Here is a 22,502-nt window from a genome sequence, read left to right as displayed (position 1 = left end):
CGCCGCGGCGCGCCCGCCCCCCCCGGCCGCCCGGCCCACCCCCCCCGCCGACCCCCGCGCACGCCCCCTCCGGCGGAGGGGGCTTCCGCACGTCCGGGCCCGGCGCGGCAAGAGCGGTGGAGCAGCGAACCGGGTCCGGACGGAGCAAACGGCGTTGCGGCGAACACGGAACGTTGCCGGGGAAAATTGCTGACTCCGCGTGCCGGATCAGCGACTCCCGTCCCGTCCGATCCGACTCGGATCCACCTTGCGCTGGCGATACGACCCCGATCGATGAACACGTGTGGTGATCGTCGATCGGTTGCGCGCCGAGCCGGAAAAGTCCGAAAACGATTGCGATAGGAAACTTGGACTCGAATCGGTAACAGAGTGCAACTCCACCGCCCCTTCCGGCGATCACAAGGTGACGACTCGAAAGGGGCAAGGAGTGACCGTCACCGAACTCGCCGGAGCCGCCGTCAGCGCGGCGGCTCTGTGCGTCCTGACCGTGCTGCCCGGTGCCGCCCACGCGGAAGCGCAGCCGATCAGCGGGCTCCTCGGCGGCCCGAGCACCACGCAGACCAGCGCCGAGCACACCATCGAACTCCCGCTCCTCGGCGACGCGACCGAACAGATCGACGCGCCGCCCACCAGCTCGGCGCCCAGCACCACCAGCGCCCCCAGCACCGCGCCCACCAGCGAGGGATCCGCCCGCCCCGGTGACGGCGAGATCGAAGCGCGCTACTCGGCGCTGCCCCGCGCGGTGAAGGACGCCATCGGCAACCCGCTCGGCGACGAGGAGATCGAGCACGACGCGCTGCGCTGGCGCGAGTACGAGCACGCCCGCTTCTACTGGACGCCCGACACCGGCGTGCACATCGTCTTCGGCGGCATCCTCGACCGGTTCGTCGCGCTCGGCGCGCACGACGTGGTCGGCGTGCCCACCACCGACGAGCTCACCGACGACGCGGGCGCCCGCTACACCGAGTTCGTCAGCCTCGACGGCAAGGAGACCGCCTCGGCGATCTACTTCACCAGCGGCACCGGAGCGCACCTGCTGCGCGCCCCCATCCTGGAGAAGTGGTCCGAGCACGGCGCCGGAACCTCGCTCGGCTACCCCACCACCGACACCACCACGACCCCCGACGAACTCGGCGCCTACAACCACTTCTCCCGCCCCGGCGGCGCCTCCATCTACCTGACCAGGGACAACGAGGCGCACGTGGTGCTCGGTGCGATCCGGGACAAGTGGGCCGAATCCGGTTGGGAAGCCGGCCCGCTCGGCTACCCCACCACCGACGAGATCACCGCCGCCGACGGGCGCGGGAAGTACGCCCGGTTCGACGGCGACGGCGAGTTCGCCGCCGGCATCGCGTGGAGCCCGCAGACCGGGGCGCACTCGGTGCGCGGCGCCATCAGCGACCAGTACCTCGAACTCAGCGGGCCGAACGGGCTGCTCGGCTACCCGACCACCGACGAGCTCACCGCCCCCGACGGGCGCGGCCGGTACGCGCACTTCACCGGTGGCGACACCGGGGCGGGCTCGATCTACTGGTCGCCGCAGACCGGGGCCGTCGAGGTGTACGGCGGCATCCGCGCCCGCTGGTCCGCGCTCGGCTGGGAGCGGTCCTACCTGGGCTACCCGGTGCGCGGCGAGCACGACGTGCCGTGGGGTCGCAGCACCGAGTTCGAACTCGGGTACGTCGACTGGCACCGAGATGGCGGACGGGTGGTCGACTTCCCGAAGCGCTGACGGGCGATCCCGGAATCCGGCTGGTACAACGGAAACGGGTCATGATCTGAGGCGCGCCTGACGGAGTGGGGTCCGTCAGGCGCGCCTCTTCCCGTTCGCGCTCCCGCCCCGTCCGGCTCCGTCCCGCTCCGTTCCGGGCCCGTTTTCGCGCGGATGGCGCGGAGTTCGCGACCTCACCTGCTCCCCAGTGGACCCGGCCGATGCGGCCGAACCGGTGAACGTCGAAGTCCGGGGCAACCGGCCGCCCCCGGCCCGCGTGCTCAAGTCGTACGAAATTCCTTGCTGTGCAAGCGAAAAGGGGACGTGACTTGAACACCAGGAACTGGGGAATCATGCTCGCCGCGGCCGCCGTGCCGCTCGCCCTCGCCGGGCCCGCCGCCACCGCGGCCGCCGCACCGGAACCCGCCGGGCAGGTCCAGCAGCAGGCCTTCACACCGATCGAAGAGCGGTACTGGAACGACGCCGGCCTGCGGCAGCTGCTCGGTGACCCCGTCGACTCGCAGCAGTCCGACGGCGACACCACCTACCAGCAGTACCAGTACGGCTGGCTGTTCCACACCGAAGCCACCGGGGTCACCGAGATCCACGGCGACATCGCCGCCCGGTACACCGACATCGGCGGTTACGCCGTGCTCGGGGCCGCCGAGGCCGACGAGCGCGTCGCGCCGGACAGGGTCGGCCGCTACAACCAGTTCGCGGGCAGCGACGCGACCGGCCCCGCCTCGATCTACTGGACCGACGCGACCGGGGCGCAGGGCGTGTGGGGCCCGATCCGGGACTTCTGGGAGTCGAAGGGCTGGGAGGTCGGCTATCTCGGCTACCCGACGAAGACGACCACCGCCACCGCCGACGGATCCGGCAGCTACAACCACTTCGTCGGCCCGAACGGGGACGGCGCCTCGGTGTACTGGTCGGAGGAGACGGACGCGCACTCGGTGCAGGGCGCGATCCGCGAAGCGTGGGCCGCGCAGGGCTGGGAGACCGGCGAGCTCGGCTACCCGACGACCGACGAGCAGGTCGCCGACGACGGCGTCGGCCGCTTCAACGAGTTCTCCGGCCTCCAGGAGACCGGAGCCCTCTACTGGTCCCCGGAATCCGGGGCGCACTGGCTGCGGGGCGACGTGCTGCGGCACTGGTACGACCTGGACCGCTACTCCGGCTACCTCGGCTACCCCACGTCGGACCCGCACGAGGTCGAGGGCGGCGTCCAGGTCGACTTCCAGGGTGGCTACATCCTGCGCGACCCGGCCACCGGCGCGATCAGCGACGCGCCCTGGTGATCCGCTGACGGAGCACCGCCGGTGAACGGCCCACCCACCCGCTTTCCCGGCGGAGGGGCCGTTCACCGGTTCGTTCGTCCACTGCGGACTACCCGAGGTCGGCGGCCGGCCCGGTCAGCAGATCGGCGAACTCCACCGGGCGGCAGAAGTACGCGACGTGCCCGCAGTCGAGCGTCCGCACGTCGAACGGGTTCCCGGGCGCCAGCGCGTCCGCCTCCGCGATCATGCGGTCCTGCTCCGGCAGCGGGGTGCAGCGGTCCGCGGTGAACCGCACGAACGTGCGCGGCACCCGGCCCCAGCGCTCCGCCGTCGCAGGCACCCGTTCCCCGGCGATGCGCACGTTCGCGTCCGGCTCCAGCACGTCCACCAGGGCGCGGAACTCGTCGTCGGTGCCCTCCGCGAGCATCGCGGCTTTCGCCGCGCGGAACCGGGCCGGATCGGCGTCGCGCAGGTTGAACCGCAGCACGCCCAGCCGCGCCGGATCGCCCAGGACCGGCCACCCCACCCCGTCCAGCAGGTTCCCGGTGTGCTCCGGCCAGCTCGCCGAATCCGCCACCGACTCCGACCGCACCGCGCACCACGCGGACAGGTACACCAGCCGGTCCACCAGCTCCGGGTACCGCTCCGCGACCGCGGTGATCGGGATGCCACCCGCGCTGGTGCCCGCCAGCAGCACCGGTCCGTGCTCGGCGACGCGGCGCAGCAGGCCCGCCAGGTGCTCGACGTAGTCGTCGATCCCGATCCCGGCCAGCGCGGACGGGGCGGTGGCGAACGCCGCCAGGTCCTGCGGGGACTGGTAGTAGCTCGGCGGGTGGTGCGCGTTCAGGCCGTGCCCGGGCAGGTCCGGCGCGAGGCTGCGCACGCCGCGCAGCGCCAGCTCGCGCTGCAGCGGGGCCCAGACGCCCGCGGTGCTCGCGGCGCCGTGGACCAGCACGATGGTGGGATTCGCTGACATGAGGCCTCATCTCCACGGCGCGCGGTCGCGCCGGAACGTGGTGGGATGCCCGGACTCCGCGGCCGCGGTCCGGGGCGGCTCGACGTGGCGAGCGGGCGACTTCGTCAGCTGATCACGAGTTCAGAGTAGGGCACCGGGCAAGCGAATATCGACGCGCGACGGCGGCGCGAGCGGGGCGACCGGGCGGCGTTCCCGGTGCGCGCGCAGCGCGAGCGCGGTCTCCAGCCGGTAGCAGAACCAGTCGTCGGTGTGCAGCCGGTGCCTGCCCGCGCGCTCCTGCGGGTCCTGCTCCGGCCACGTGATCTCCTCGTCCGGCACGTCCTCGCCCGGGGCGGCGAGCACGGCCACCTGGGTGGGCCGGGCCGACTCGGACCGGGCCGACTCGGACCGGGCTGATGCGGGCAGGACCGATGCGGACCGGGCTGACTCGGACCGGGCCGATGCGGGCAGGACCGATGCAGGCAGGGCCGGTGCGGGCGGGGCGGATGCAAGCGGGCTCGATGCGGGCGAGGCCGGAACGGGGATCGCGGGGGCCGACCGAGGGCCGGGCTTCGGGGGGCCGGGCTTGGGCGGACCCGGTTTCGGTGGGCCGGGCTTGGGCGGACCGGGCTTGGGTTGGGCGGGCTTGGGTTGGGCGGGTTCCGGCGCGGACGGCTCCGCCGCCGAGGTCGGCGTGCCCGGCCCCGGTATGGCCGACCCCGATGTGCCCGCTCCCGATATGGCGGACGCCGGTGCAGGCGACCCCGCCGCTGCCACCCGGTCCGCTGCCACCCGGTCCGCGGCGAACCGGGGCCGCCGGCGGGCCGCGAGCAGCGGCGGCGCGTCCGCACCGAGCACGGGTCGGGGCGGCACCGCACCGCTCCCCGCGATCCGGGCCGCGCGGTCCAGCGCGCGCCGGTCCGTCACCCGCCCGCTCGACGAGGGCGCGGACGGCGTGGACGGGCCCGACGGTGCGGACGGACCGGACGGTGCGCGCGGACTGGACGGTGCGGACAGTCCGGCAGCGACGGCAGGAGTGACCGCCACGGCCTGCCGCTCCCGAAGGCCGCCGTTCCGCCGCGACCGCGGAGCACCACCGGAAACCCGCGACGCTCCAGCGAGAACCCGCGACGCTCCAGCGGGAACCCGCAGCGCTCCGGCGGAATCCCGCGGCGCACCACCGGAAACCCCCAACGCTCCGGCGGAATCCCGCAGCACACCACCGGAATCCCGCAGCGCACCAGCGGGGACCCGCTCGGCCACCGGCGCACCGCGGGAGTTCCGCCGCAGCCGGTCGACGGTGACCGTGCCCGGCCCCGCGCCGCCGTGCTCACCCCGGCCCCCGCGCAGCGGGAGCACCAGCGCCAGCACCCCGGCCAGCAGCATCGATCCGGCGACCACGGCCCCGAGCTGCTCGGCGCTCATCCCTGCTCCCTCGCGTCGCGCAGCGCCTTCGCCCTGGCGAGGCAGTCCGCGCAGGACTCCGCGAACCAGTCGCAATCGCTGGGCTCGTTGATCGTGAACCGCAGCCCGCACAGCGCATCCCGCACCTGCCCGGGATACGGCCGCTGCTCGGCGGACAACGCGTGCCGCTCGCCCTTCGCCGGGCGCCAGTACGCGACCGGACCGGCCAACCTGATGAACACCGCGAACCTCCTCGTCCTCCGCCGCGGGCACCGCTTTCACGGCCTGCCCGCTCGCCGAAATCCGGGACATTCCGGGCCGCCGCACCGTTCTCGCCGCCGTTCTGGCCGAACGTTCGGCGCGCAGCCGGAACCGGTCTACCTGAACGATAAAGAGAGTTCATTCCCGGAGGAACTACCCATTCGGATGATCTTGATTGCGAACGGGTCCGCGCACTGGAACAACTGGACTCGATCCCCTGTTTCGATCGAAAGGCCACCGATGAGCATCACCGGCCCTCCCGTGGCCCGCCTCCAGCTCGGCAGGCTGCTGCGGGACATGCGCGAGAGCTGCGGAAAGACCCAGGAGCAGGCGGCGAACGCGCTGGAATGCACCAAACCGAAAATCAGCAAGATCGAGACGGGCAAGGCCACCATCGGACCCGGAGATGTGCGGCTGCTCATCGACTGCTACGGCGTTCCCGGAGAGCACGCGGAAACCGTTCTGCAGCTCGCCCGCCAAGCCCGAAAACGGAATCACATTCGCGTTCCGGACTGGGCGCAGCGATTCGTCGCGATGGAAAGCATCGCCGCCACCCTCTGCGCGTACGAGTCCGAACTCGTTCCCGCGCTGTTCCGCACTCCCGAGTACGCCAAAGCGGTCGCACTCGCCGTCGATCCGCGGCGCGACCCGGACGAGCTCGAACGGCTCGTCACCGTCAACACCGACCGGCAGGCGCTGCTCGCCAGGGAGGAGCCGCCGGTGGTGGCCGTGGTGCTCAACGAGACCGTGCTGCGCCGCCCGGTCGGCGGCTGCGCCGTGATGCACAAGCAGCTCGCGCACCTGCGCGACCTCACCGAGCGGCCGAACATCACCGTGCAGGTGCTGCCGTTCGGCGCCGGCGCGCACGCGGCCATGGGCACCTCGTTCCAGCTGCTGCACTACGAGCAGCCCGCACCGGGCCGGCTGGTCTACCTGGAGCACCTCAGCAACGCCGACTACCTGGACGGACCGGCGCAGACCGAGTGGTACGACACCGCGTTCGCCCGGCTCAGGGCGGCGTCGCTGAGCCCCGGGGACACCGCGACGCTGCTCGACGAAATCCGCTGACCCGAGGACCGGGCGACGACGGCAACCGGAGCCGTCCACGACGCGTGCGCAAGAATGATCCCGCGGCGACGGGGAAGATCTTCTTGAGGACGGTGTCGTGGAGCCCAGCAGCCCGATCCGCTCGGACCGTGCACCAGGGGAAGCGCGACGCCCCCTCGACGAGCTGACCGCTCCCGCGGCGCGGCGCGCCAGGTGGACCGCGCACGTGGTGGCGCTGCTGGTCGGCGTCGCCGGGCTCTGCTGCGCGCTCGCCCTGCCGTTCGCGCCGGTGTGGGCCGACCGCACCGAAGTGAGCTGGCCCGCCGCCGACGAGCCCGCGGTGTCCACCACCGCGCTGTTCGCCCCGTACCGCCCCGCCGAGTTCACCGCGACCGTGCCGTGCCCCGTGCTGCGGGCCGCGCTGGACCGGCCGGAGCCGGTGCTGCTGCTGGCCACCACGCCGCCCGGCAGCGAGCGCGACGGGCTGGTGCTGCGCACCGAGGACGGCGTCCCGGACCTGGTGCTCGGCGAACGCGCCGTCCCGCTGCCGCCGCTGCCCGCGGACTGCGACCTCACCGTCCGCGCCGACGCGCACCGGACCGAGGTCGCGGTCGGCGGGCTGCCCGCGATCGTGCTGCCCGACGTGCCCGCGCCGGAGGTCTTCGCGTTCCGCACCGGACTCGCCCCGGAGCAGGCGGCCGAGCTGTCCGTCACCGCCCGCGCCTACACCTGGTTCGAGACCGCGCCGAGCTCGCTGAAGCTGTCGCTGATCGGGGCGGCGCTGCTGCTGGCCGCGGCCGCGCTGCTGCTGCTCGTCGCGCACACCCCGCCGACCTGGGCCGCGATCCGGCGCGCGGCGCTCGCCCGCATCCGCTACCGCACGGCAGCATTATTGCTCGTTGATGCCATCGTGGCGGCGGTGCTGGCGTCCTGGCTGGTCATCGGGCCGATCAGCGACGACGACGGCTTCGCGATGCTGACCGTCCGGAACCACGCGGCGACCGGGGACATCGGCAACTTCTACCGCTGGTTCAACGCCTCCGAAGCCCCGTTCACCCTGGTGCAGCACCTGATGCGCTGGGTGTCCGAGTACAGCCTCGCGCCCGCGTGGCTGCGGGTGCCGAGCGTCGTCGCCGGGATGGTGACCTGGCTGGTGCTGGCGCACGGCATCGTCGCCCCGCTGTGCCGCGGCGTCCGGCGAGCCGGAGTGCACCTGCTGGCCGCGGTGTTCTTCCTCGCCTGCTGGCTGCCGTTCGACCTCGGCATCCGGCCGGAGGCCTTCGTCGCGCTCGGCACCGCCGCGATCGTCGCGCTGCTGCTGCGCGCCACCGCGCCCGGGGCGCGGGCACCGTTCGGCCCGCTGGGCGGGGCGGCGCTGCTGACCGGGCTCACCGTCGCCGTCACGCCCACCGGGGTGGCGGCGCTGCTGATCGTCCTGGCGTTCGCGCCGCGGATCCGGCGGGTGCTCGTGGCACCGGGGGAACTGCCGCGCTGGATGACCGTGCCGACGCGCGCCGCGCTGCTGTGCTGCCTCGGCGCGGTCGGGGTGGTGGCGATGTTCGCGGGCACCAGCTGGACCGGGTTCCGCCGCGCCACCGAGATCCACCAGAAGTTCGGGCCGAGCCTCGGCTGGTACCAGGAGATCGACCGGTACGAGCAGCTGCTGGGCACCAGCACCTGGGGGACGGCGAGCAAGCGGCTGGCGGTGCTGCTGGCGATCGCGGCCGTGCTGCTGGCCTCCGCGGCGGTGCTGCGGCGGCTGCACCGGGCGGTGGGGATGCCGGAGCTGCCGCTGCTGGTGGGGGCGGTCGTCGCGGTGTTCGCGGCGCTGTGGCTGACGCCGTCGAAGTGGACGCACCACTTCGGCGCGCTCGCCGGGGTGGCACCGGCGCTGCTGGCGGTGACCGTGGTGCTGCTGGCCAGGGTCGGGGCGTTGCCGGGGGCGAAGCGGGAATCCCGGCAGCTCGGCGTCGCCGGTGCGGTCGGCGGCGCGGTGCTGGCGGCGCTCGCGTTCACCGGGCCGAACTCGTGGTGGCAGTACTCGGACTTCGGGGTGGCGTGGTCGGACACCGCGGTGCGGCCGCTGGGCCTGCCGCTGGACGGTCCGCTGCCGTGGCTGCTGCTGGCCGCGGTGGTCGGCCTGCTCGGGTTCGGGCTGGTGCGGATGCGGGCGCTCGCGGGGGCGTGGACGCTGCCCGCCTCGGCGCTGTTCACCCTGTCGGCGCTGGTGATGGTGGTGGTGCTGCTCGGCTCGTTCGCGCAGGCCCCGGCGCAGGCGGGCGCGTTCTCGGTGGGCCGCTCCAGCTGGGACAGCGTGCGGGCGCGCAGCTGCGGCATCGAGAACGAGGTGGAGACGCTGCCGCTGGCCGAGGACGGCGTGCTGCGGATCGCCGACGGGCCGCTCGACGACACCGGGGCCGCACCGGGCTCGACCGGGGAAACCGGCACCGGGGAAACCGGCACCGAGAGCTCCGGCACCGCGACCTCCGAGACCTCCGGCGCCGGGGACGCCGAGCCCCCGGCCACCGCGTTCGCCGCGAACCGCGAACGTCCCGGCCGCCCGCCGCAGGAACCGCTGCTGCGCCGCGAACCCGGCGAGCTCGCGCTGCGCCCCACCGGTGTCGAAGCGGAACCCACCGACGCAGGCCCGCTGATGTGGGACAGCCTCCGCGACGGGCCCGCCACCACCGGCGAGGTCACCACCGGCTGGTTCGACCTGCCCGCGCTGCGCAGCGGCCAGGAGCTGTCGGTGTGGGTCGCCGGGCGGCCCGAGCAGGGCAACGAGCTGGAGTTGCAGTTCGGCGGCCGCACCGGCGACCAGGTCCGCGAGCTCGGCACCCGCGCGCTGCGCGACACCCCGCCGCGGCAGCTGCCCTACGACGACCCGCGGATGGGCCGGCCCGCCGACTGGCGCGACTTCGGCTCCTGGCGGCTGATCACCGTCACCGCCGCCGACCTGCCCGCGCGCGCCGACCGGGTCCGGCTGCACGCCGTGGACACCACCACCGACGAGCAGGGCTGGCTCGCGTTCAGCGGGCCCGCGGTGCGCGACGTGGTGCCGCTGCGCGACGTGCTCGACGGCGGCATCCCGGCGCTGGTGGACTGGCCGATCAGCTTCCTGTTCCCCTGCTACGTCGACTACCCGCGGGTCTCGCACGGCACCGCGGACAGCCCCGGCCTGCTCATCACCCCGCCCGCCGGGGAGGGCTCGATGGCGTTCGACCCGTCCTACGGCGGCGTGTTCACCGGAGTGCTCGGCCAGTCCCGGCGGCTGGAGACGCCGAGCAGGCTGCGCGGCGATCCCGGGTTCACCTGGGGGCACGTGCTGTCGGTGCGCTACGACCTGGACCGCGACGCCTACGACCAGCGCACCCACCGGGTGCTGCAGGGCGGTGCGGACGGCGACGGCGCCTACCCCTTCGAGGAGGGAAACCTGCACCCCTGACCGCGCGGACGTCACCGGACCGGTGGGTAACGATCACGCGTTGCCGGTGCACCGCGGTGGCCCGATGCGGAAAACTGGTCGAGCCGGGCACCCCGAGCCGTTCCCCGCCCGGACGAACCGCGCCGGATCGCCCGACCGACGGGCAACCGATCCGCCGCGCGCGGCGTCCACGCGAACGCGGGGACGGTGATGAGGGGGAGTCAGGTGGCCGAGACGATCAGCCGAGCAGTGCCGGTGCCCTCGCCAGACCGGCGGACAGAGGAGGCGGCCACGGGTTCGCTCATCTCCTACGTGCTGCCGGTGTACGACGAGCAGGACGGCCTGCGCCGGTTCCACCGCGAGCTGGTCGCCGCCACCGGGACCCGCCCCGACCTGGACTACGAGTTCGTGTACGTCAACGACGGTTCCCGCGACGGTTCGCTGGCCGTGCTGCGGGAGCTGGCCGAGGCCGACCCGCGGGTGCGGGTGCTGGACTTCGCCCGCAACTTCGGCCACCAGATCGCGATCACCGCCGGGCTGGACCACGCCGAAGGCGACGCGGTGGTCGTGATGGACACCGACCTGCAGGACCCGCCCGCGGTGAGCATCGAGATGATCGACGCGTGGCGCGGCGGCGCCGAGATCGTGTCCGCGCGGCGGCGGACCCGGCGCGACACCCGGTTCAAGCGGCTCACCGCGCACTCCTACTACCGGCTGCTGCACAGCCTCGCCGAAGTGGACATCCCGGTGGACACCGGTGACTTCCGGCTGCTGGACCGGCGCGCGGCCGAGGAGCTGCGCGGCTACCGGGAGCGCAGCCGGTTCATCCGCGGCATGGTCGCCTCGATGGGCTTCCAGCAGGAAGAGGTGCTGTTCGACCGGGACGAGCGGGCCGCGGGCGAGACGAAGTACCCGCTGCGCAAGATGGTGCGGCTCGCCGCCGACGGGGTCACCGGGTTCTCCACCGCGCCGCTGAAGCTGATCACCCGCATCGGGTTCCTGAGCCTCGGGCTGGCCGCGCTGGGCATCCTCTACGCGGTGGCGTTACGGCTGTTCTTCCCGCAGATCACCGTCTCCGGCTGGACGATGATCATGGTGGTGATGCTGTTCCTCGGCGGCGTGCAGATGCTGTCGCTCGGCGTGATCGGCAGCTACATCGGGCGGATCTACGACGAGGTGCGCCAGCGCCCGCTCTACATCGTGCGCAAGGTGATCCGGCGTGACGAGGGTTGAGCAGCGCCGGCTGCCCAGGCCGAGCCGCGCCCTGGTGCTGTACGGGATCATCGGCGTCAGCGGCGTCACCCTCGACTACCTCGTGTTCCTGCTGCTGTTCAACACCTGCGGGCTGCACGAGCAGCTCGCGAACGCGATCAGCACCAGCATCGGCATCGCGAACAACTTCGTGCTCAACGCGTGGCTGAACTTCCGCACCCGGGACCGGCTGCTGGTCCGCTTCGCCCGGTTCTACGGCGTCGGGCTGGCCGGGATGGCGGTGACGTTCCTGCTGCTGCAGCTGGGTTCCGGGTTGTTCGGGGTGACGCCGAACCTGGTGAAGGCGGCCGCGATCCCGCTGGTCGTCGTGCTGCAATACCTGATCAACAAGAGATGGAGTTTCGGATGAAGCTGGGTGTCGTGGGCGCCGGTGCCACCGGTCTGACCGCCGCGTTCGACGCGGTGAAGGCGGGCCACGACGTCACCGTGCTGGAGGCCTCCGCCGAGCTCGGCGGGCTCGCGGCGTCCATCGAGGTCGGCGGCACCCCGCTGGAGCGCTTCTACCACCACAGCTTCAAGACCGACCGGGCGATGATCGACCTGATCACCGAGCTCGGCCTGGCCGACGACCTGCGGTTCCACTCCCCCACCACCGGCGTCTACCTGGACGGCGAGCTGCACCCGTTCGGCACGCCGCTGGAGATGCTGCGGTTCCCGAAGTTCTCGCTGCTCGACCGGCTGCGGTTCGGCGCCAGTTCCGCCGCGCTCAAAGCGGTCCGCGACGGGTCCCGGTTCGGTTCGGTGCGCGCCCTCGACTGGATGCGCCGCTGGGCCGGGCCGCGGGTCACCGAGACCATCTGGGAACCGCTGCTGACCGGCAAGTTCGGCGACCGCGCCGAGCAGGTGTCGATGGCCTGGCTGTGGGCGCGGATCCACTACCGCACCTTCGGGCTCGGCTACGTGCACGGCGGGTTCCAGAAGGTGTACCGGGCGCTGCTGGACGCGGTGACCGAGCGCGGCGGGCGCGTCGAGTTCGGCAAGCCCGTGGTCTCCATCCGGCAGCCGAACTCGGTGGAGGTGAAGACCGCCGACGGCACCGCCTACGAGTTCGACCGGCTCGTCGTCACCGTCCCGCAGCCGGTGTTCGCGCAGGCCGCCGACATCGAGTCCGACGACGTGCTGTGGCGCAACCAGTACCTGGGCGCCACCTGCTTCGTGCTGGAGTGCGACCGCAGCGTCATCCCGTACTACTGGCTCAACATCAACGACACCGAGTTCCCGTTCCTCGCCGTCGTCGAGCACACCAACATGGTCGACCGCGCCGAGTACGGCGGGCGGCACGTCGTCTACGTCGGCAACTACGTGCCGCGGGACGACTGGCGGTTCACCACCGAGCCCTCGGAGCTGCTGGCGCACTACGTCCCGTGGCTGCGGAAGCTGAACCCGGAGTTCGACGAGTCGTGGATCCGGGACTGGCACTTCTCCAAGGCCGGGTTCGCGCAGCCCGTGGTCACCCCCGAGTACCGGGACCTGATCCCCGAGCACACCACTTCGATGCCCGGTGTCACGCTCGCCACGATGTCCCAGATCTACCCGCAGGACCGCGGCCAGAGCTACGCGATCCAGATGGCCCACGACACCATCCGCGACCTCGGCCTGGACCGGCCGGCGGGGGCCGCCTGAGCGACCCCCGGCCGGGGGTCAGCGTTCCAGCAGCTCGGTGGTCTTCGCGGTGACGGCCTCGGTCGCCGTCCGCCAGTCGGTCTGCTCGGGCTGGAGGGTGAGCAGCACGACGATCTCGCCGTCGACGATTCCGGTGGTGTGCATGGCCTTCCGGGTCAGGTCGAGGTCGCCGGCGGCGGCGCGCGCCCCCGGTGCGGCCTCCGGTGCGGCCTCCGCCGGAGCCGCCGCCTTCGCCCGCGCGACCTCCGGGGACGCCAGCAGCGAGCGGGTCAGGGCGGGGTCGTCGGAGGCGGCGCACTCCTGCCCGTCCTCGGGCCCTTCGCCGAAACCGGCCCAGCCCTGCTTGACCGCGACGTCCTCGTCGGTCGCGCTGGGCAGTCCGAAGGACTGGTCGAAGCCGTCCGCGGCGCAGCGGGTGTGCTTCTCCAGGTTGCCCAGGACGAAGTCGCGAGCCCGCGGGCTCGCCTCGTGCAGCAGGTAGCGGTAGGTGGTGGCGACGTCGGCGGCGCTGACGCCGGTGTAGCCCCACACCCCGGCGTCGTCCGCGGGCGGCGGGACGGTGTCCGCCAAGCCGAGCTCGGCCACCGACCGCTCGATGATCTCGGCGCCACCGCCGCGCACCCAGAAGGCGCTGGCCGCGTCGTCGTTGCTGGAGCGCAGCATCGGTTCGAGCATCGCGCGGTCCTCAGCGGACATCTCGCCGGACGGTCCCAGCCGGTCGAAGTAGTCCAGCGCGATCAGCAGCTTGACCACGGACGCCGAGCGGAACACCTGGTGCTCGTTCTGCTGCGAGGCGACCCGGCCGGTGGCGTCGTCGACCACGACGTGCGCGGCCGTCGATCCGGAGGGGAGATCGGCGGCGGTGGCGATACCCGGCGTGGCCAGCAGCGCCACGCCCGCCGCGGCGGCGCCCAGGCATCGCCGGGCACCGGGGAGGAGGTTCAGGTTCGTTCGGAGCACGCGGCCCATCGAACGTCCGCGCGCCCGGCGCAGGTGAAGCACGGCGGGCGGTGCCGGGAATGCCCTCAGGAGAGCTCGGCCCCCGGGCACGCGACAGCGCCCGGCCGAGGTCCGGCCGGGCGCTGTCGGTGGATCGTCCTACAGGTAGTACGCGAGGAACAGGCAGCCCGCGAGCATGGCGCCGAGGACCAGCAGCACCTTGTCCTTCAGCGCCACCTCCTCCGGCTCGCCCGCGACGCCCTTGTCCACGTCCACCGCGTACCGCAGGATCGCGATCACCATCGGGATGATCGAGATGATGCCCCAGCGGGACTGCTCGATCTCGCGGATGTCGTACGCCCACAGGCAGTACGTCATGATCGTGATCGCGGCCGCGATGGCCCACACGAACCGCAGGTACGAGGGCGAGTACGCCTTCAGCGACTTGCGGATCTTCGCGCCGGTCTCGGCCGCCAGCTTCACCTCGGCGTAGCGCTTGCCCGCCACCATGAACAGCGAGCCGAACGCCACCACGATGTAGAACCACTGGGTGATCTCCAGCCCGGCCGCGGCACCACCGGCGACCGCGCGCAGCAGGAAGCCGGAGGCCACGATGCACAGGTCGATCACCGGCTGGTGCTTCAGGCCGAAGCAGTAGCCCAGCTGCACCGCGATGTACACGGCCATCACCGTGAGCAGCCCGAAGCTCACCACACCGGAGATGGCCAGCGAGCCGCCGAGCAGCAGCACCGCCACCACCCAGGCGATCGGCACCGGGATGAGGCCCGCCGCGATCGGCCGGTTCCGCTTGGTCGGGTGCTGGCGGTCCGACTCGACGTCGATGGCGTCGTTGATGAAGTAGATGCCCGAAGCGGCCATCGAGAACACCACGAACGCCAGGGCGGCGTCGAGCACGACCTCGGTGTTGAGCAGCGCGCCCGCGGTGAACGGGGCGGCCAGCACCAGGACGTTCTTGACCCACTGCTTGGGGCGCAGTTCCTTGATCAGGCCGCTGATCAGGCCGGCGGGCGTGCCCGCCTTGGCGGTGACCTTGGCGTGGTAGGCGTCGGAGGACTTGTCCTTCTCGTCGCCGGCCTTCGCCTCGGGTTCCTCCAGCGCGGCCGCGCTGCCGCCCGCCTCGGAGCCGATGGACCCCTCGGCGTCGGCCTCGACCTCGCGCACCTGCTCGGCGTCGGTCTCGACCGGAGCCTTCGCGCGGCCGGCGGCGGAGTTCTCCGTCCCGCCGTCCACCTCGGTCTTCGCCGCGGCCTCGTCGATCCCGCCTTCGGGTTCGCTGACGGTCGCGCCGGTCTCGTTCTTGTCAGCCACGGTTCCTCCGCCGTCTCGTCAACCGCCGGACGACCAGCGCCACGGCACCGCCGAGCGCTGAACCGGCGAGCACGTCGCTCGGGTAATGAACCCCCAGGACCATCCGGCTGACCATCATCGGCGGCACCAGCGCCGGGGTCAGCCGCTTGCCCAGCAGACCGCCGTAGAGCACGGCGGCCGTCGTCGTCGAGGTGGCGTGCGAGGACGGGAAGCTGAGCTTGCTCGGCGTCCCGACCAGCACCTGCACCTGCGGGTCACCGGGGCGGCTGCGCCGCACGACCCGCTTCACCCCGATGGACGCCCCGTGCGCGAAGGCGACCCCCGCCGCGGCCGCGACCCACTCGCCGCGCCGCTTGCGGTCCACCAGCGCGCCGACGGCGCCGATCGCCAGCCAGCCTGCCGCGTGCTCGCCGAACAGCGACATCGCGCGGGCCGCCTTGACCACCGGCGGCTTGGCCAGCGCGCCCTGCACCTTGCGCAGGGCGAGCGTCTCGGTGGTGACTTCCGGCATCGGTTCCTCGGTGCCGGGGATGAACTCCCGCTCCGCGGCGCTGGACGCGCCGGGAGTCGTCGTAGTCGGTTCAGCAGCCACTTCGTCTCCGGGGTCGGGGCACACAGGTCACGGGGTCGATCACTTCTGGTCGAAGACCTGTTTCCAGGACTCCGGGCTGGTCAGCTCGGGCAGCGCCGAGCGGTAGACCTCGCGCAGCCGCGGCCATTCGCGGGCCAGCTTGCGGTAGTTCGCCAGGGCGCGGAGCCCGAGCCTGCGGAACTCCTCCGGGTCGCGGCGCCGGAACGACACCCCGCTGCCGTCGGCGTTGGACACGGTCGCGCTGTCCAGCGCGCCGAGCAGGAACCAGCGGGCGCTGTCGGCCGGGATGTTCAGCTGCGGCCGCTCGCCCGCCGCCTGGTCCGGTTCCTTCAGGTTGTGCAGCAGCGCCTTCGACGCGCGCGCCGCGATGACCGCCGGGTTCACCGGCGGCTTCAGCAGGCCCTCCGCCATGATCGGGTCCGCCGAGGGCGGCGGGAACTCGCGAGCCGAGGGCAGCGTCTTCGCGTCGTCGTAGTTCTTGCGCAGCTCCAGCACGTCGGGACGCGCCGTGCGCAGCGAGTCGAACAGGTCGCCCGGGCCGGCGAGGAAGTCCTCGATGGCCTTCTGCTGCACCGCCACCGTGGAGTACTCCATCGACAGCAGGTGCCGCAGGGTCAGCTTCAAGCCCTGCTTGACCAGGATCTGCCGGACCTCTTCCGGGCTGTGCAGCGCGGCCATCACCAGCCGGTTGCGGGTGTGGAAGTAGGCGGTCCAGTCCGTGGCGTCGTTCTTGTCCGTCCACGGCATGTGCCACACCGCCGCGCCCGGCAGCGTCACCGTCGGGTAGCCGTGCGCACCCGCGCGCAGCGAGTACTCCGAGTCGTCGAACTTGATGAACAGCGGCAGCGGCAGCCCGGAGTTCTCGATGACCTCACGCGGGAACAGGCACATCCACCAGCCGTTGTAGTTCGCGTCGATCCGCTTGTGCAGCTTCTTGCTCTTGCGCAGCGGGGTCTTCGCGAAGTCGTAGTCGGTGACCGCGCCCGGCGCGGGGCGCCAGATGCCGACGCCGACGTCGACGACCTCGCCCATGCTGTGCAGCCGCGAGCGGGCCTGCAGGTTCAGCATGTGGCCGCCGACGATCACCGGGTGGCTGGCGGCGCGGGCGAACGCGTTGGCGCGCAGCACGCCGTCCGGTTCCAGCGCGATGTCGTCGTCCATGAGCAGGACCTGCTCGGCGTCCGAGTTGTGCACGCCCTCGTACATGACGCGGGTGAAGCCGCCGGAGCCGCCGATGTTGGCCTGCTCGATCACCTGCAGCTTGTCGCCGAGCCGCTCGGCGGCCAGCTCGAAGCCCTCGGTGTCGCGGATCTTCTGGCCGCCCTGGTCGGCGACGACGACCTTCTCCACCACGGCCATGACCTCGGGGTCCTCCCCGAGGGTCTGCAGCGCGACGACGCAGTCGGCCGGGCGGATCGTGGTGGTGCCCACGACGACCCGCTGCCGCGGCAGCGCGACGTCGGTGGTCCAGGCCGCCTCGTCGACTTCCAGCGCGCTGTCGTTGGTGAACAGGTCGAACCAGATCCAGCCGCCGTCCTCGAACGGCTTCAGCGAGACCCGGAACTCCAGCCACGTCCAGGCCTTGGGGCTGGCGACCGGGGCACCTTCCAGGTGCACGCTGTCGCCGTTGGCCTTCGAGCGGTAGACGTCGAGCCGACCGGCCCCCTTGACCTTGAGCCGCAGCACCACCTCGTCGACCTTCGTCCACCGCTTCCAGTAGCTGGCGGGGAAGGCGTTGAAGTAGGACGCCAGCGAGATCTTGGAGTGCGCGGGCACCTTGATCGAGCGCCGGGACACCACCGTGGTGGTGCCGGTCTGCGGCTCGTCGATGTAGAGCGCGCGCACGTCCAGCGGGTCCTCGCCGCGCGGGAACACCACGCGTTGCAGCACCTGCTCGGGGGCCACCTTGCGGCTCTTCGAGCGGGTGGTGGCCGCTTCGCCGGTCTTGCTCTCGGCCGTGGTCCCGGCGCGCTTGGTGGCGGCCGCGGACTCGTCGGGGGTCCGGTCGGTCACGTCAGTCCTCCAGCGAGCCGTCCAGCGAACGGCCCTCGGTGAAATAGGGGGTGAGCTTGTTGTCGAACATGCTCAGCGCCGAGCCGATCGCCATGTGCATATCGAGGTACTTGTAGGTGCCCAGCCGGCCGCCGAAGAGCACCTTGCGCTCCTTGGCCTCGGCCTTCGCCTTCTCGCGGTACGCCTCGAGCTTCGTCCGGTCGTCGCCGGTGTTGATCGGGTAGTACGGCTCGTCGCCGTGCTCGGCGAACCGCGAGTACTCCCGGACGATGACCGTCTTGTCCTTCGGGTGCCGGTCCTCCCGCTCGGGGTGGAAGTGCCGGAACTCGTGGATCCGGGTGTACGGCACGTTCTCGTCGGCGTAGTTCATCACCGGGGTGCCCTGGTAGTCGCCGGTCGGCACGACCTCGGACTCGAAGTCGAGGGTGCGCCAGCCCAGCTCGCCCTCCGAGTAGTCGAAGTAGCGGTCCAGCGGGCCGGTGTACACCACGGGCACGTCGGCGGGCAGCTCGGCGCGGACGTCGAAGTAGTCCGTGCTGAGCTTGACCTCGATGTTCGGGTGCTCCGCCATCTTCTCCAGCCAGGCGGTGTAGCCGTCGACCGGGAGACCCTCGTAGGTGTCGTTGAAGTAGCGGTTGTTGAAGTTGTAGCGGACCGGCAGCCGGGTGATGTTCGCGGCGGGCAGCTGCTTCGGGTCGGTCTGCCACTGCTTGGCCGTGTAGCCGCGCACGAACGCGTCGTACAGCGGACGGCCGATCAGGGAGATCGCCTTCTCCTCCAGGTTCTGGGCGTCGGCGGTCTCGATCTCGGCCGCCTGTTCCGCGACCAGCGCCTTGGCCTCGTCCGGGGAGAACGCGCGACCGAAGAACTGGCACAGCAGGCCCAAGTTCATCGGGAACGAGTAAATCTGTCCCTCATGCCGGGTGAACACCCGGTGCTGGTAATCGGTGAAATCCGTGAACCGGTTCACGTACTCCCACACCCGCTTGTTCGAGGTGTGGAACAGGTGCGCCCCATAGCGGTGCACCTCGATACCGGTTTCCGGTTCCGGTTCCGAATAGGCGTTTCCGCCGATGTGGTCACGTCGGTCCAGCACCAGCACCCGCTTGTCCAGCTGGGTGGCGGCGCGCTCTGCGATCGTCAGTCCGAAGAATCCGGAGCCAACAACGATCAGGTCATAGCCTGCGAAGCTCACAGCCGTCGAGGGTAGCGGCCAGCCGACGGCGCCCGGGAACCGCGTTGAGGTTCCCGTCCCGAATCGACTACGACACGTGTTTTTGCAGGTCCTACGGGTGACACCAAGTCCGATCAGGACCGATTGCGTACCACGAACAGTGACCTCCCAGCACCCTCCGGAGTCGCCGTCGGGCTCGGCGTCGCTCTCCGGGGCGACAAGACCGGCGAGTCGGATTCGGTAGCATCGCCGCGGCCCGCTCCCGGACCTGGAAGGTGATCTCAGGCGTGTCCAAGGTCCGAGACGGCCGATACCTGCTGGTGGCCGCGATCGTCCTGGAAGCGCTGGCGATCTGGTTCGTGCACTGGATCGACACCCGCGGCTACATGGACACCGAGATTTACCGGCTCGGTGCCCGAGCGTGGCTGAACGGTTACGAGATCTACGGCGATCTGACTCCCGAATCCCCGGACAGCACGACCCTCCCGTTCATCTACCCGCCATTCGCGGCGATCGCCTTCACCCCGCTGTGGTGGTTGTCCGGAGATGCCGCCGTCGTCGTGGTCTCGGTGATCTCGCACCTGTCGATCCTGCTGACCGCGTATTCGCTGGCGCGTTCCTCGCCGTACCTGGCGCCGAACGCCGGCTCCGTCGCGGTGGCCACCGCGGTCGCCCTGCCGTTCATGACGATCATCGAACCGACCCGGGACACGGTGAACTACGGGCAGGTCAACCTGCTGCTGATGGGACTGGTGGCCGCCGACTGCCTGCTGCCGCGCACCCGGTGGCCGCGCGGGCTGCTGGTCGGCATCGCCGCCGCCATCAAGCTCACCCCGCTCGGCTTCCTGCTGCTGTTCCTGCTGCGCAAGGACTTCCGGGCCATGTCGGTGACGGCCGTGACCTTCGCCGGGACGGTCCTGCTGGGGCTGCTGGCCGCGCCGGACGACTCCGCGGACTGGTGGCTGGACAAGATGTTCTCCACCGGCGAGGACATCGGCGCGGTGTACGCCGGGAACCAGACGCTGCGCAGCCTGCTGGCCAAGCAGGACATCACCGGGTCGGCGCTGGACGCGCTGTGGATCGCCGGATCGCTGGTGCTGCTGGTGCTCGCCGTGCTCGGGATGCGGTACGCGCTGCGCACCCGGAACGTGCCGCTGGCGCTGGTCGTCAACGCGGTGCTGGTGCTGCTGGTCTCGCCGATCTCCTGGTCGCACCACTGGGTGTGGGCCGGTCCGGCGCTGGTGCTGGTGTTCGCGATGGCCTGGCGGCACCGCTGGTACGGGATCGCGATGTACGCGGGGCTGTGCGCGCTGACGGTGCTCGTCGCGCCGCACTGGTACCTGCCCAACACCGGGGACCGGGAACTCCAGTGGACGTTCTCGCAGCAGGTCGTGGGCAATTCCTACGCGCTGCTGGGCATCGGGTTCCTCATCGCCTGCGCCGCCGCGCAGCTGCTGCACCGGCCGCGGCCCGCGGTGGAACCGGTCGCCGAACGCGTCGGCACCGGGGTCTAGCCAGGACGCCGTGTCCGCCTCCCCAGTCCGAACACGGCGCCGTCGGATGTTCATCGGATCTTCACGCCGCCCGCGGGCGGCGCCGGGTCAGCGGGTCACGGCCACCAGCGCTCCAGCACCTGCGCGACCCCGTCCTGCCCGTTGCAGGTGGTGATCTCGTCGGCGATCTCCAGCACCCCCGGGTGCGCGTTGCTCATCGCCACGGCGTGCCCCACCCAGTCCAGCATCGGGATGTCGTTGGGCATGTCGCCGAAGCCGATCACCGCGTCCGGCGGGACGCCGTACGCGTCGGCGACGAACGCGAGCCCGCTGGCCTTGTCCACGCCCGGCGCGGACAGCTCCACCGGGCCGCCGCCCATCGAGCAGGTCAGGCACAGCCGCGGCCCCAGCACCTCTTCCACCGCGGGCACCAGGTCGGTGCGGCTGTCCTCGTGCAGCACCATCAACTTCGCCGCGGGCCGGTCGAACAGCTCGGCGCGTTCCACCACCCGGATGTCCCGGTTCGGCCAGACCCGGTGGAACCCGGCTTCGGCGAGGAACTGCTCGGCCACGTCGTCCCGGGCCCGGCCGGTGGAGCGCTCCACCGCGAACGTGCAGCCCGGCAGCGCCTCGCGCAGGTCGCGAGCCGCGTCGCGCAGCTGCTCCGGTTCCATCTCGGTGCGGTGCACCACCCGGTCGGCCTCGGCGTCGTAGACCACCGCGCCGTTCGAGCACACCGCGATCCCGGCCACGCCGAGACCATCCACTATCTGCGGCACCCATCGTGGTGGTCGTCCGGTGACCAGCACGAACGGGGTGTCGTCCACGACGGCGCGCACGGTGCGCGCCGTCCGCTCGCTGACCTGGACCGACGGGTCCAGCAGCGTTCCGTCCACATCGGATGCGACTAGCGCGGGTTTGTTCACGCGGGACATGCTGGCGAGACGGCGCCCCGGCCGTGGCTGATTAATCGGGCTTCACCTGACAGTGTGGATCTTTCAGGATCGGCCGCGGACCACTCCGACGTGCCGCAGGCACGAAACCTGGTCAAGAGCTCGAACAGGGTCGAACCCGTCCGGGTGGTACCGATACGGTCAGCGGTGTGCGCGTTGGGATTGTGATACTGCCCGAACACCGGTGGTGGGCTGCGGAGCCGCTGTGGCGGATGGCCGAGGAGTACGGCTTCGCCCACGCCTGGACCTACGATCACCTGGGCTGGCGGTCGCTGGTCGACAAACCCTGGTTCGACGCGGTGCCCACCCTCACCGCGGCCGCGACCGTGACCTCCACGATCCGGTTGGGCACGCTGGTGGCCTCGCCGAACTTCCGGCACCCGGTGCACTTCGCCCGGGAGATCACCGCGCTCGACGACATCTCCGATGGCCGGATCACGCTCGGCATCGGCGCGGGCGGGCCCGGTTTCGACACCACGGTGCTCGGCGGGCAGCCGCCCGCCCCGGCCGACCGGACCGAGCGGTTCGAGGAGTTCGTCGAGCTGCTCGACAAGATCCTCACCCAGGACAACACCAGCTGGTACGGCGAGCACTACACCGCCGTGGAGGCCCGCCGCGCCCCCGGCTGCGTGCAGCTGCCGCGGTTGCCGTTCGTCATCGCCGCGAACGGGCCGCGCGCCATGCGGCTCGCGGCCCGCTACGGGCAGGGCTGGGTGACCACCGGCAACGGCGGGGACGACGTCGAGTCCTGGTGGCGCGGCGTGGGCGAGCTGACCAAGAAGTTCGACGACGCGCTCGCCGCCGAGGGCAAGGCCCCGGCCCGCGTCCACCGCTACCTGCAGGCGGACGCGGCCCCGGCGTACTCGATGAGCAGCGTGGAGTACTTCAAGGAGGTCGTGGGCCGCGCCGCCGAGCTCGGCTTCACCGACGTCGTGACGCACTGGCCGCGCACCGACTCCCCGTACGAGGGCACCGAGTCCACCGTCGAGGAGATCGCCTCCGAGGTCCTCCCCGAGCTCTGACCCGGTGTGG

At 71.8% G+C, this 22,502-nt stretch carries 18 protein-coding genes; 9 read left to right on the top strand and 9 right to left on the bottom strand.

Going from position 1 to position 22,502, the window contains the following annotated elements; translation table 11 throughout:
- Positions 1-427: 427 nt before the first annotated feature.
- Both ABZ805_RS22940 and ABZ805_RS22935 read left to right on the top strand, forming a co-directional pair.
- Positions 428-1,732, top strand: coding sequence for a hypothetical protein (locus tag ABZ805_RS22940; RefSeq protein ID WP_358443794.1), 1,305 nt, complete (start codon positions 428-430; stop codon positions 1,730-1,732).
- Positions 1,733-2,040: 308 nt separating this feature from the next.
- Positions 2,041-3,012 (top strand): hypothetical protein, encoded by a 972-nt coding sequence (locus ABZ805_RS22935; protein ID WP_358443791.1) that lies wholly within the window; start codon positions 2,041-2,043, stop codon positions 3,010-3,012.
- An 88-nt stretch (positions 3,013-3,100) separates the two neighbouring features.
- Here ABZ805_RS22935 and ABZ805_RS22930 read toward each other — a convergent pair whose 3' ends face one another.
- The 3 genes from ABZ805_RS22930 to ABZ805_RS22920 all read right to left on the bottom strand — a co-directional run bounded on the left by ABZ805_RS22930 (position 3,101) and on the right by ABZ805_RS22920 (position 5,592).
- Positions 3,101-3,967, bottom strand: coding sequence for an alpha/beta hydrolase (locus ABZ805_RS22930; protein WP_358443788.1), 867 nt, complete (start codon positions 3,965-3,967; stop codon positions 3,101-3,103).
- 120 nt (positions 3,968-4,087) lie between these two features.
- Positions 4,088-4,309 (bottom strand): hypothetical protein, encoded by a 222-nt coding sequence (locus tag ABZ805_RS22925; protein ID WP_358443785.1) that lies wholly within the window; start codon positions 4,307-4,309, stop codon positions 4,088-4,090.
- A 1,058-nt stretch (positions 4,310-5,367) separates the two neighbouring features.
- A complete protein-coding gene (locus ABZ805_RS22920) occupies positions 5,368-5,592 on the bottom strand; it encodes a zinc finger protein (RefSeq protein WP_224958415.1) in 225 nt (74 codons plus the stop codon).
- On the opposite strand from ABZ805_RS22920, the gene ABZ805_RS22915 reads away from it, so the two are divergent.
- The 5 genes from ABZ805_RS22915 to ABZ805_RS22895 all read left to right on the top strand — a co-directional run bounded on the left by ABZ805_RS22915 (position 5,585) and on the right by ABZ805_RS22895 (position 12,977).
- Positions 5,585-6,679 carry a helix-turn-helix transcriptional regulator gene (locus ABZ805_RS22915; protein ID WP_358443782.1) on the top strand — a complete coding sequence of 365 codons (1,095 nt, stop codon included), beginning with the start codon at positions 5,585-5,587 and terminating at the stop codon, positions 6,677-6,679. The two genes, ABZ805_RS22920 and ABZ805_RS22915, sit on opposite strands and share 8 nt — an antisense overlap.
- A gap of 97 nt (positions 6,680-6,776) precedes the next feature.
- Positions 6,777-10,103: an arabinosyltransferase domain-containing protein gene (locus ABZ805_RS22910; protein ID WP_358443779.1), complete on the top strand. Its 3,327-nt coding sequence runs from the start codon at positions 6,777-6,779 to the stop codon at positions 10,101-10,103.
- A 234-nt stretch (positions 10,104-10,337) separates the two neighbouring features.
- Positions 10,338-11,315: a glycosyltransferase family 2 protein gene (locus ABZ805_RS22905; RefSeq protein ID WP_358443775.1), complete on the top strand. Its 978-nt coding sequence runs from the start codon at positions 10,338-10,340 to the stop codon at positions 11,313-11,315.
- The gene (locus ABZ805_RS22900; protein WP_358443773.1) at positions 11,302-11,703 is read left to right on the top strand and encodes a GtrA family protein; all 402 of its coding nucleotides are present in this window, start codon (positions 11,302-11,304) and stop codon (positions 11,701-11,703) included. Before ABZ805_RS22905 ends, ABZ805_RS22900 begins: the two co-directional genes overlap by 14 nt.
- Complete coding sequence (locus ABZ805_RS22895; protein WP_358443770.1) at positions 11,700-12,977, top strand: NAD(P)/FAD-dependent oxidoreductase; 1,278 nt, start codon at positions 11,700-11,702, stop codon at positions 12,975-12,977. The genes ABZ805_RS22900 and ABZ805_RS22895 overlap by 4 nt, the downstream gene beginning before the upstream one ends.
- An 18-nt stretch (positions 12,978-12,995) precedes the next feature.
- Here the strand turns inward: ABZ805_RS22895 and ABZ805_RS22890 are convergent, their stop codons facing one another.
- The 5 genes from ABZ805_RS22890 to glf all read right to left on the bottom strand — a co-directional run bounded on the left by ABZ805_RS22890 (position 12,996) and on the right by glf (position 19,045).
- Positions 12,996-13,937, bottom strand: a complete 942-nt coding sequence (locus ABZ805_RS22890) for a hypothetical protein (RefSeq protein WP_358443768.1) — start codon at positions 13,935-13,937, stop codon at positions 12,996-12,998.
- A gap of 138 nt (positions 13,938-14,075) precedes the next feature.
- Complete coding sequence (locus ABZ805_RS22885) at positions 14,076-15,098, bottom strand: decaprenyl-phosphate phosphoribosyltransferase (protein WP_358443799.1); 1,023 nt, start codon at positions 15,096-15,098, stop codon at positions 14,076-14,078.
- Between the two features lie 139 nt (positions 15,099-15,237).
- Positions 15,238-15,756, bottom strand: a complete 519-nt coding sequence (locus ABZ805_RS22880; RefSeq protein WP_358443797.1) for a phosphatase PAP2 family protein — start codon at positions 15,754-15,756, stop codon at positions 15,238-15,240.
- 120 nt (positions 15,757-15,876) lie between these two features.
- A complete protein-coding gene (locus tag ABZ805_RS22875) occupies positions 15,877-17,850 on the bottom strand; it encodes a glycosyltransferase (protein ID WP_358443765.1) in 1,974 nt (657 codons plus the stop codon).
- Position 17,851: 1 nt separating this feature from the next.
- The gene (gene glf, locus ABZ805_RS22870) at positions 17,852-19,045 is read right to left on the bottom strand and encodes a UDP-galactopyranose mutase (protein WP_358443762.1); all 1,194 of its coding nucleotides are present in this window, start codon (positions 19,043-19,045) and stop codon (positions 17,852-17,854) included.
- 266 nt (positions 19,046-19,311) lie between these two features.
- On the opposite strand from glf, the gene ABZ805_RS22865 reads away from it, so the two are divergent.
- On the top strand, positions 19,312-20,538 hold the full coding sequence (locus tag ABZ805_RS22865) for a glycosyltransferase 87 family protein (protein ID WP_358443759.1): 1,227 nt from the start codon (positions 19,312-19,314) through the stop codon (positions 20,536-20,538).
- Positions 20,539-20,633: 95 nt separating this feature from the next.
- Here the strand turns inward: ABZ805_RS22865 and ABZ805_RS22860 are convergent, their stop codons facing one another.
- Positions 20,634-21,443, bottom strand: a complete 810-nt coding sequence (locus ABZ805_RS22860) for an HAD family hydrolase (RefSeq protein ID WP_358443756.1) — start codon at positions 21,441-21,443, stop codon at positions 20,634-20,636.
- Positions 21,444-21,619: 176 nt separating this feature from the next.
- On the opposite strand from ABZ805_RS22860, the gene ABZ805_RS22855 reads away from it, so the two are divergent.
- A complete protein-coding gene (locus ABZ805_RS22855) occupies positions 21,620-22,492 on the top strand; it encodes an LLM class flavin-dependent oxidoreductase (RefSeq protein WP_358443754.1) in 873 nt (290 codons plus the stop codon).
- Positions 22,493-22,502 lie beyond the last annotated feature (10 nt).

The sequence above is a fragment of the Saccharopolyspora sp. NPDC047091 genome (assembly GCF_040643635.1).
In the GTDB taxonomy this organism is placed as follows: Bacteria; Actinomycetota; Actinomycetes; order Mycobacteriales; family Pseudonocardiaceae; genus Saccharopolyspora_C.
This window is presented reverse-complemented; position numbering and strand designations above follow the sequence as displayed.

Bases quoted from the DNA above. Each gene is read 5' to 3' on its own strand.
- ABZ805_RS22915 (WP_358443782.1), top strand. From the start codon at position 5,585: ATGAACACCGCGAACCTCCTCGTCCTCCGCCGCGGGCACCGCTTTCAC.
- ABZ805_RS22895 (WP_358443770.1), top strand. From the start codon at position 11,700: ATGAAGCTGGGTGTCGTGGGCGCCGGTGCCACCGGTCTGACCGCCGCG.
- ABZ805_RS22880 (WP_358443797.1), bottom strand. From the start codon at position 15,756: ATGCCGGAAGTCACCACCGAGACGCTCGCCCTGCGCAAGGTGCAGGGC.
- ABZ805_RS22930 (WP_358443788.1), bottom strand. From the start codon at position 3,967: ATGTCAGCGAATCCCACCATCGTGCTGGTCCACGGCGCCGCGAGCACC.